General features: G+C 41.1%; 7 protein-coding genes. 3 read left to right on the top strand and 4 right to left on the bottom strand.

All coding sequences use genetic code 11. The features are described 5' to 3' along the window. Positions 1-538 (top strand): ACP S-malonyltransferase (locus PX482_RS14600; RefSeq protein ID WP_288122607.1); only part of this gene is annotated, 538 nt, incomplete at its 5' end. Positions 539-900: 362 nt separating this feature from the next. Here the strand turns inward: PX482_RS14600 and PX482_RS14595 are convergent. From PX482_RS14595 to PX482_RS14585, 3 genes are all read right to left on the bottom strand, one after another. Continuing rightward, positions 901-1902 carry a pentapeptide repeat-containing protein gene (locus tag PX482_RS14595; RefSeq protein ID WP_288122606.1) on the bottom strand — a complete coding sequence of 334 codons (1002 nt, stop codon included), beginning with the start codon at positions 1900-1902 and terminating at the stop codon, positions 901-903. Between the two features lie 549 nt (positions 1903-2451). Next, complete coding sequence (locus PX482_RS14590) at positions 2452-3963, bottom strand: glycosyltransferase family 39 protein (protein ID WP_002759230.1); 1512 nt, start codon at positions 3961-3963, stop codon at positions 2452-2454. Between the two features lie 24 nt (positions 3964-3987). Then, the gene (locus tag PX482_RS14585) at positions 3988-6225 is read right to left on the bottom strand and encodes a sensor histidine kinase (protein WP_288097280.1); all 2238 of its coding nucleotides are present in this window, start codon (positions 6223-6225) and stop codon (positions 3988-3990) included. A 121-nt stretch (positions 6226-6346) separates the two neighbouring features. On the opposite strand from PX482_RS14585, the gene PX482_RS14580 reads away from it, so the two are divergent. Further along, entirely contained in the window at positions 6347-6979 is a 633-nt protein-coding gene (locus PX482_RS14580; protein WP_190722132.1) for a response regulator, read from the top strand. Between the two features lie 19 nt (positions 6980-6998). On the opposite strand, the gene PX482_RS14575 is transcribed toward PX482_RS14580, so the two are convergent. Continuing rightward, on the bottom strand, positions 6999-7676 hold the full coding sequence (locus PX482_RS14575; RefSeq protein ID WP_002759226.1) for an alpha/beta fold hydrolase: 678 nt from the start codon (positions 7674-7676) through the stop codon (positions 6999-7001). A gap of 191 nt (positions 7677-7867) precedes the next feature. Here PX482_RS14575 and PX482_RS14570 point away from each other — a divergent pair. Next, on the top strand, positions 7868-8284 hold a 417-nt coding region (locus tag PX482_RS14570), incomplete at its 3' end, for a Uma2 family endonuclease (RefSeq protein ID WP_288095216.1).

Genomic DNA, 8284 nt, shown 5'->3' with positions numbered 1-8284 from the left:
ATTTGATCGCACCAGTCTAGAGACAGTGATTAATCAGACGGAAAATGTAGTTATTGCTAATGATAATAGTGCTGAACAAGTGGTAATTTCTGGGACTCCTGAAGCGGTGGATTTGGTATTAGGTCAAGTGAAAGTTAAGCGGGTTATGCAGTTAAAAGTATCTGGCGCTTTTCACTCTCCCTTGATGGAAAATGCTGCCATTCAATTTCAGCAAATTTTAGAATTAGTTAATTTTCGGGCTGCAAAAGTTCCTGTGATTTCTAATGTCGATCCGAGCAATCCTACCCAGGACGGGGAAGAATTAAAAAAATATCTGATCTGGCAGATGACTAGCTCGGTTCGCTGGCGAGAAATTATGTTGAAATTGCCAGATGTGGGTGCGGAAAAAGCGATCGAAGTGGGTCCGGGTAAAGTTTTAACTGGTTTAATTAAACGAACTGTTCCTGCAATTGAGTTAGAAAATATCAGTCAATTAGCCGATATATCCAAGGGTAGCGACGATGTTATATTCCGGGGTTCATTAATTGGTGTTGGTTAAATTATCTAGCAACATTTTCGACAAAGGAAGTAAATTGATGGATACCTAGCCAAAAATTTGGTTAGGTATTTTTTTAGGAAACTATCATAGGGTTTGCGGCAAAAACTTTTTCAGCAGACCCTAGTTATTCTCCCATCTCCCCCCCGCAACGCGCACGAAGTGGTCTCCCCACTCCCCACGGTTATAGAAACCTCGGCAGAAAAGTCTCTACAACCAGGTTTTTCTAGGAATATAGCGTTTCCCAATCTCATGAGGTACACCAAAATCTTAACTCCTGACTCCTGACTCCTGACTCCTGACTCCTGACTCCTGACTCCTCAAAACCTAAGACTCTGTACCTCACAACTATGGAAATTGCTATATTAGGAAAGGAGATTACCGCGACTACCGTTAGGAAGAATAGTTTCTTCGAGGGAAGCAGAAAGAAGATTATTTTCGGTTAAAATCGCGCCAATTAAGTTAGCTTGTTTGAGATTAGCTCGTTTAAGATTGCTTCCCACTAAATAACTCAAGAGTAATCCCGCTTGGTGTAGATTAGCACCGGAAAGGTTAGCGGAGGCTAAATTAGCGCCGAGCAGATTACAACCGGTTAAGTTAGCTTGGCGAAAATTGGCTTTATTAGCGTCAGTTTTGCTTAAATCGGCTCCAGTTAAGTTAGCTCCCTCAAAATCGCTACAATTGAGGTTAGCTCCCGTCAGATTAGCACCTTCGAGGTTAGCATAACGTAAATCCGCCCCCCGTAAATCCGCCCCGCGCAAATCGGCATAGCTGAGGTCGGCGTATTGAAGATGGCAGTTTTCCAGATTAGCTTGATAGAGATAGGCTCGAATTAGGTTAGCCTCTTTTAAGTTAGCATGGCTAAGATTAGCAGAGCTAAGAATAGCACGAGTGAGAATAGCCCGTTTTAGGTTAGCTTTCTCCGCCATGGCATGGGTTAAAGTGGCTGAGGTGAGATTAGCGGCTTCGAGATTTGCTTTCAACAGTTGGGCAAAAAGTAAGCTACTGTGAATTAAACAGGCAGAACTTAAATCAGCCTTTTTGAGAATGGTATTACTCAAAATTGCGCCGCTTAGTTGACTTTGGCGCAAATTTGCCCCGGAAAGGTCGGCTTTAGTCAGGTTAGCATCGATAAGACAAGCTTTGCTTAAATTAACTTCTTCGAGGGAAGCGTCCTTGAAATTAGCGTTAATTAAACAAGCTTCGGCTAAATTGGCTCGTTTTAAGTAACTATGACTTAGGTTAATCTGGTTTAAACACTGTCTCTTTAAATTGACTCCGCTAAGTCTGACTTCCGCAAAGTTGCGTTCACCTCGATTATACAGTTCGATTAGATGTTCACGATTGGTTAAGGCATTGCTACTCATAAAATAACTAAATTGTTCTGGAAGGTGATTTCCAGAGAATTGGTTGGGGAAAATTACTGATCATGAAGTCGATCTCTAGGATTAGTACAGGGAGCGACTGGGAATTTTTGCGAATAAATAGAAATTTTCAACCAATTACGGGCTTAAAATCCCTATTGGCAATCACTAAAACCGGTAAAGAACGAAAAGAATCGGGGTTCAATACCAAAAACAGTCTCTACCTAAACCCGCCACTTGTTGCCAGCCAGGTCTAGGCATTAAATTAGAGAAGTCTTGTGCGTCAGTTTTTCTGACTGAATCTACTGCCTCGCCGATGTCTTGACTCGGTATCATACAGTTGAATTTGTTAGGTCTGCTTAGTCAGTCCAGTAGCCAAGAGGCTAAAACTCTTCATCACCAGATTTCGGGGACTCTCCAGTTGAGCAAGCATAAAACTCTGTAAAAGTCAATCCCTCTTAGGGGTGAACTGCCCAATTCTATTCCCTGAAGCCTTGGTTTATTCAGTCTATCAGGTTGTGGTCTGTTTTGGCAAGAGGGGTCAATGGTTTTTTAATCAATTCGCCAAAAGGCTGGATTTTTCGTAGGAGATAATTGTACAGACTGGTTATCTAAATATTGTCTGAGACTGGGGGAAGGATTGAGGAGATAAATATCGGTAAATTGATTTTTTAAGGAGGGGATGGAAACTCTAGGGTTCGACTGAACAAATAAATACTTTGTCTTAGCATCAGTAGTATGGATAAGGGGCAAGGTATCTAACCAATGTTCTGAAATAATTAGAGGTTTTTGACTGCGATTAATCCTTCTATAAGCGTTGGGAATATTACTACCATAGCCCACATATCTAGTTGCCGGCGGTGGATAGGGAATTTTGCCAATTAATCCGAAAACTAGCAATAATATTAAGAGAATTTTTGCCCAGCCTTGGCGCTGCTGTAATCCCTTGCTTAGTAAAAAGGTAACTGCCAGCAGCATACCGAGAAAACTTGGTAAGTAAAATCTGCCCACAGCCGTGTAGCGAAATCCTCCGATTAGATCCCAAGCTAAAAGAGAGAAAAAGGGGATAATTGTCAGGAGAATAATCAGGGTAAAAACTTTTTTATCGGCTTTTTTGCCCAGATAAATAAAGGAGATGATGACGAGGATAATTAGGCAGTATTCAATAATAGGGGTGATGGTGGAATTGGTTAAACTAAAATTATAAAATAAACGAGCGATCATTCTTACCCATCTTTGCCAAAGGATCTCTAGGGGTAAACTGCCTTTTGACCATCCAAAGACAGTAAATCGACTGGTAAAAATCCGGGTTAACCAAATTGAATAAATACCTAGGGAAGCAAGTAAGCTGATGCTATAGTATTTTTTGGTTAAAGAGTTAAAAGAATTCAGCTGCAACAGAAAATATAGGCTATGAACTACTAGAACAAAGATAAAGAAAACATGGGTATATAAACCAGCGATTAGGGATAAACTATAGAAAAACCAATCTTTTTTCGGTTGCGAGGAATCAATAGCTTTGAGAAATAACCAGCTAGAAAGTATCGAAAATAAAACATATAGTCCGTATTCCCAAATTCCCAGAGCATAACCAGTAAAACGCGGGGAAAAGAAGATAAGTGTAGCGGCAATTAAAGCGGCGTTTTTATTTTTAAATAAAGTCAAAGCTAAATGGTAAAAACTCCATAAAATACCAAACCAAATAATTACTGAAAATCCCCTTAAGACTAGATAAGAATTGCCCAATAATCTTGCAAAAAACCAGAGGAAACTGTAATAGAGAGGTAGATCGTAATTCGAGCTAGTATAAAGAGAGGCTAAGGTATCAGGAAAACCTTTCACGGAATTAACCCCTTGAAATTGCCAGAGTTGTTCTGTAGATTTAATTTGTCCATCGAACAGATAGTTAATTAACTGTTCGGGTGTGTAACCAGAAAGATGGAGTAAGACCAAAGATTCATCGTGCCAAACATAACTATAGTAGGCGAGATGGACAAAATAGAAAATATTGAAAATAATCAATAAACCTAAAGCAAATCTAATCCCAGATTGACGGGTAAGCATAATTATCTTGATCCTGTTAAAAAATCACTGATTACTGTTGACTAACTCCGGTTTAATTAATCTAGAATTTTGATAGGCAATGGGTAAAGTAAACCAAAATTGTGAGCCAACCTGTGGGGTACTTTTTACCCCAATTCTCCCAGAGTGAGCCTCGATTATTTGCCGACATTGGTAGGAACCTAAACCGATTCCCGTTAGGTGTTGATTATGAAGATTTCTTACATATAAATGGAAAAGATGTTGACATTGTTCCTCATCCATGCCAATGCCATTATCGCTTAAAGTGCAGTAGATCATGTCTTGGTCAATACGAGCATCTAAAGCTAATTGAATTGGTGGAGGATTATGTTTTAAGGCATTATTTAATAATTGTTCAAAAACACTTCTTAGCTGACAAGGATCAGCATCAATAGCGGGTAAGTCATCGGGGAGAAGATTAATAAAAGTAGCTTGATATAAATCAAAATCTTTTTGCCAATCTTTGAGCCAAATTTCCACCTGTTCTTTTAAAGATAGAGGTTGACGATGCAAGATTAAAGGCCGTTCTTCAGCAAAATGATTTTCTGATAAAGCATTAATTAAAGTTAATTGTTGATCGCAACTACGCACCACCTGATCGAGCATTGCTCGCGAGATAGTTACTTTTTCTGTTTGCCGACACTGGAAAATTTTTAATAACATAACTAATCCCATAATCGAAGTGCGAAGATCGTGGGATACTGCCTGTAAAAAAACCGTTTTCATTTCGTATAAATGCTGAATTTCCCGGACTTTTTCCCGCAGTTCCAAGGTTCTTGTTTCCACTTCCCGTTCTAAATTATTATTCAAGCTTTGCACCCTCTGATATAGTTGCGCTTGGCCGATAGCGATACAAACTTGGGTGGCTAACTGTTCTAGTAATTTGACCTCGCTTTTTTGCCAATGACGAGGATGGGAATATTGATGGACAACTAAAGCGCCTAAATGTTGATTATTAACCGTTAGAGGTAAAACTAAAGAGGATTTAACTTGCAGATATTCGTAATAACCCTTGAGAGTCGGCAGAGTTTGCACCTTAGCGGTATTATCAGCAATAATTAACTTATCTAAAGAAAATAATTGTCCCAATTCTTCCAGTAATTCTGGTTCGGGAAACCAACCCATCAGTGAGGGAATCTCGGGACGACGGGACTCAGCGATTACCTTAGACCACCCCCGCTCTTGACAGTGACCGATATAGACTTGATCGGCATCGAGAAAATTTCTGATTTCCTCAACAATGGTATTTAAAACCTGATCTATATCTAAAGATTGATGGACTTTTAAAGCAACTTGTGTTACTAAATGTTCTCTTTCTAAAGTTTCATTTAAAGCTCGATCGATCTGTTGTCTTTCGCTAATCGCCGCCGATAAAAACAGAGAAGTTGACATGACAATGACTAAAAAGATTTGTAAGATCAAGACACCTCTGGTATAATCGGGAGCCTGTAGGATAAAAGGACTGATTCCCCTGGCCAATCCCATCAAAGCTAAAATAGATACTAAAAAATTCGCTATTACCGCTCCCCAAGTCTGAAAACGCATGGCGGCCCAAACCACAAAAGGAAAAGGCAGATATTCGAGGTACTGCACCATACTCCAATCGGGGTTAAGAAAATTTGGTTGATCACCAAAAACCACAGAAGTCACCACCGTTAGCAAACTCAGACAAAGTAAGGCCTCGCCAAAGCGTTGGGGTTGTCGTGGTTCCCGCAGGGAGTGACGATTGAAGCAAAAACGCAACAGCAGCGGCGTGGTCATTAATATTCCTGTACTATCTCCGAGCCAGATCATGCCCCAAGACTGTCCAAATTGTCGCCAATCCCAAGTATTTAGCCAACTACGGGCAAAAGTATCGATAGTGGCATTAACTGCCGAGGCTAATAAAGCCGCTAAAAATACCAGTAAAAGAATATCGCGAATGCGCTGTAAAGTGGCGGAAAATCTCAGATAATGCAAGAATTGCGCCCCTAACAGAGCCGATAAACTGCTACCGATCGCCGAAAATAGAGCTATGGGCCAACTGGCCCCTAAAAAGAAGGTAAGAAGCAAATCCCCGATAAAAACGCCTAAAACTAGCCTTTTTCCCCCTAAAAAAACAGCAGTTAAGCCAATACCAGCACTCATCCAAATTGGGGCAGGTCGCGACCCTAAATTTAAGCAGAGATAGCCTAGCCAACCAACACCCAGATAAACTAGGGCAACAAGCACAATTTTAGACCGATCTGATGAAATCCGTAGCATTTTCAGTTATCACTGGTCACTGGTCACTGTTAATCTATTTCCAGATTGCCTAAACTAGGAGTAGTTCTGCCTCATGCAGATGGGTGAAAACCGTACATTTTCCCGTTAGGAATCAAAGATCATGCGGATTTTAATTGTTGAAGACGATCCTTTAATGCAGTTAGGTTTAGAACAAGCGCTCAGTGAACAGCCGGATTTTGAGATTGTTGGTCAAGCTAGTGATGGTCTAGCGGGGGTACAATTAGCCCTATCCCTACGGCCGGATTTAGTGGTCATGGACATCGGTTTACCCCGTCTCGATGGCATTGCGGCAACTAAACAGATTAAGGAGGGTTTAGCTAATGTTCATGTGGTTATGCTCACTTCCCACACTCTGCAACAGGAAGTGATCGCAGCTCTGGCCAGTGGTGCTGATGCCTATTGTATCAAGGGAGCGAGTCTCGATCGCCTTTTGGCCGCTATTGAAGCGGCCAAGGACGGAGCCACCTATTTAGACCCTCAAATTGCCCGTTTAGTCATGGATAATCTCAAAGCACCGGCAGTGCAACCTAATCCCAATCTAGCACTTTTATCAGAGCGAGAAATGGAGGTTTTAAAGTTAATTGTTGAGGGCAAAAGTAACGCTGAAATCGCCGAACAACTTTATTTAAGTACCAATACTATTAAAACCCATGTGCGGGGAATTATGAATAAATTAGCCGTGGATGACCGAGTACAAGCGGCCGTAATTGCCCTACGTTCCGGTATTGTTTAAGGGGAAAATGGCGATTTACTTATCCCCTATTCGAGGCTTCTCTAATCACCTCTAAAACCTCTGAAGCATGGGAAATAGTCGGGACGTGACCGGATGCCAAAACCACTGTCTTTGCTCCCATTCTCTCGGCCAAATTAAACTGTAATTCTGGGGGTACGGCTTGATCTTGACTAGAGACAATATACCAGTTCGGCTTATTTCTCCAGGCGGTTGTAGTGGTTTTTGCTGTTAGTAAAGAGGCGGCTGCTGGGGTTTGGGTGGCATAAATTAAAGCGGCTTTTTCGGCGGGCAAATCATTGGCGAGAATCTTCTCTATTCCCTCTTGAGAAATCCAGATAAACCCCTCTTGTTCTTGAAAATACTGTGATGGGGTTTCGTATTCACTAAACAAATCTACCATCGACTCCCCCGCATCGGGAGCCAGCGCTGCAATGTAAACTAAACCGGACACTTTTTCATCGTTGCCGGCTTCTGTGATTACCGTACCCCCCCAAGAATGACCGACTAGAATACATTGTCCTTCGATACGGTTTAAAATTCTTTTCGTAGCAGCTACGTCATCCGCTAGAGAAGTGAGAGGATTTTGCACTGCGATCGCTGCGTATCCTTCGGCTAATAACTGGGCAGTTATCTGATTATAACTAGAACCATCGGCCCAAAAACCGTGAACCAAAACAATATTGTTAATTCTGTTCATAAGACCTCTTACAAAACTCGAAAAGTGCTGGTTTTTAGCATTTTTTAACTCTCAGAGAGCTATTAATATTCTTACATTGTAGCCATTAAGCCCATTTTAACTTTTTAACTCAATTGCCGGTGCTATAACCATCCAAAAAGTATATTCAATCATTTATAATAAGTTATCGACCTATCTCTGTTGGATAAACCATGACTATCGCTCAAAGCTTACCCCTAGTCGAGTCTCATGTAAACCCTGAGATAATCTTCCCACAAGGCCAATTTTGGAGTGATGAACCACCCTTGGAAAGTAACCTACATCTACAACAAATTATTTTACTAATTCAGTGTTTAGAATGGTGGTGGCGCAAGCGAGAAGATTATTTTGCCGCCGGCAATTTAACTATCTATTACAGTCCCAACCAGAAAAAGTCAGAATTCTTCCGTGGTCCCGATTTTTTCGTCGTTTTGGGGACAAACTCCAACCCCAACCGCAGAAGTTGGGTAGTTTGGCGAGAAGAGGGCAAATATCCCAATTTAATTATCGAAATTCTCTCCGATAGTACCGCCAAAGTTGACCGAGAGGAGAAAAAACAAATTTATCAAGATATATTTCGCACTCCCGAT

This window comes from Microcystis sp. M53602_WE12 (genome assembly GCF_030065455.1).
Taxonomy (GTDB): domain Bacteria; phylum Cyanobacteriota; class Cyanobacteriia; order Cyanobacteriales; family Microcystaceae; genus Microcystis; species Microcystis aeruginosa.
Note: the sequence above shows the minus strand (reverse complement) of the source record. Positions and strands in the feature narration are given on the sequence as shown.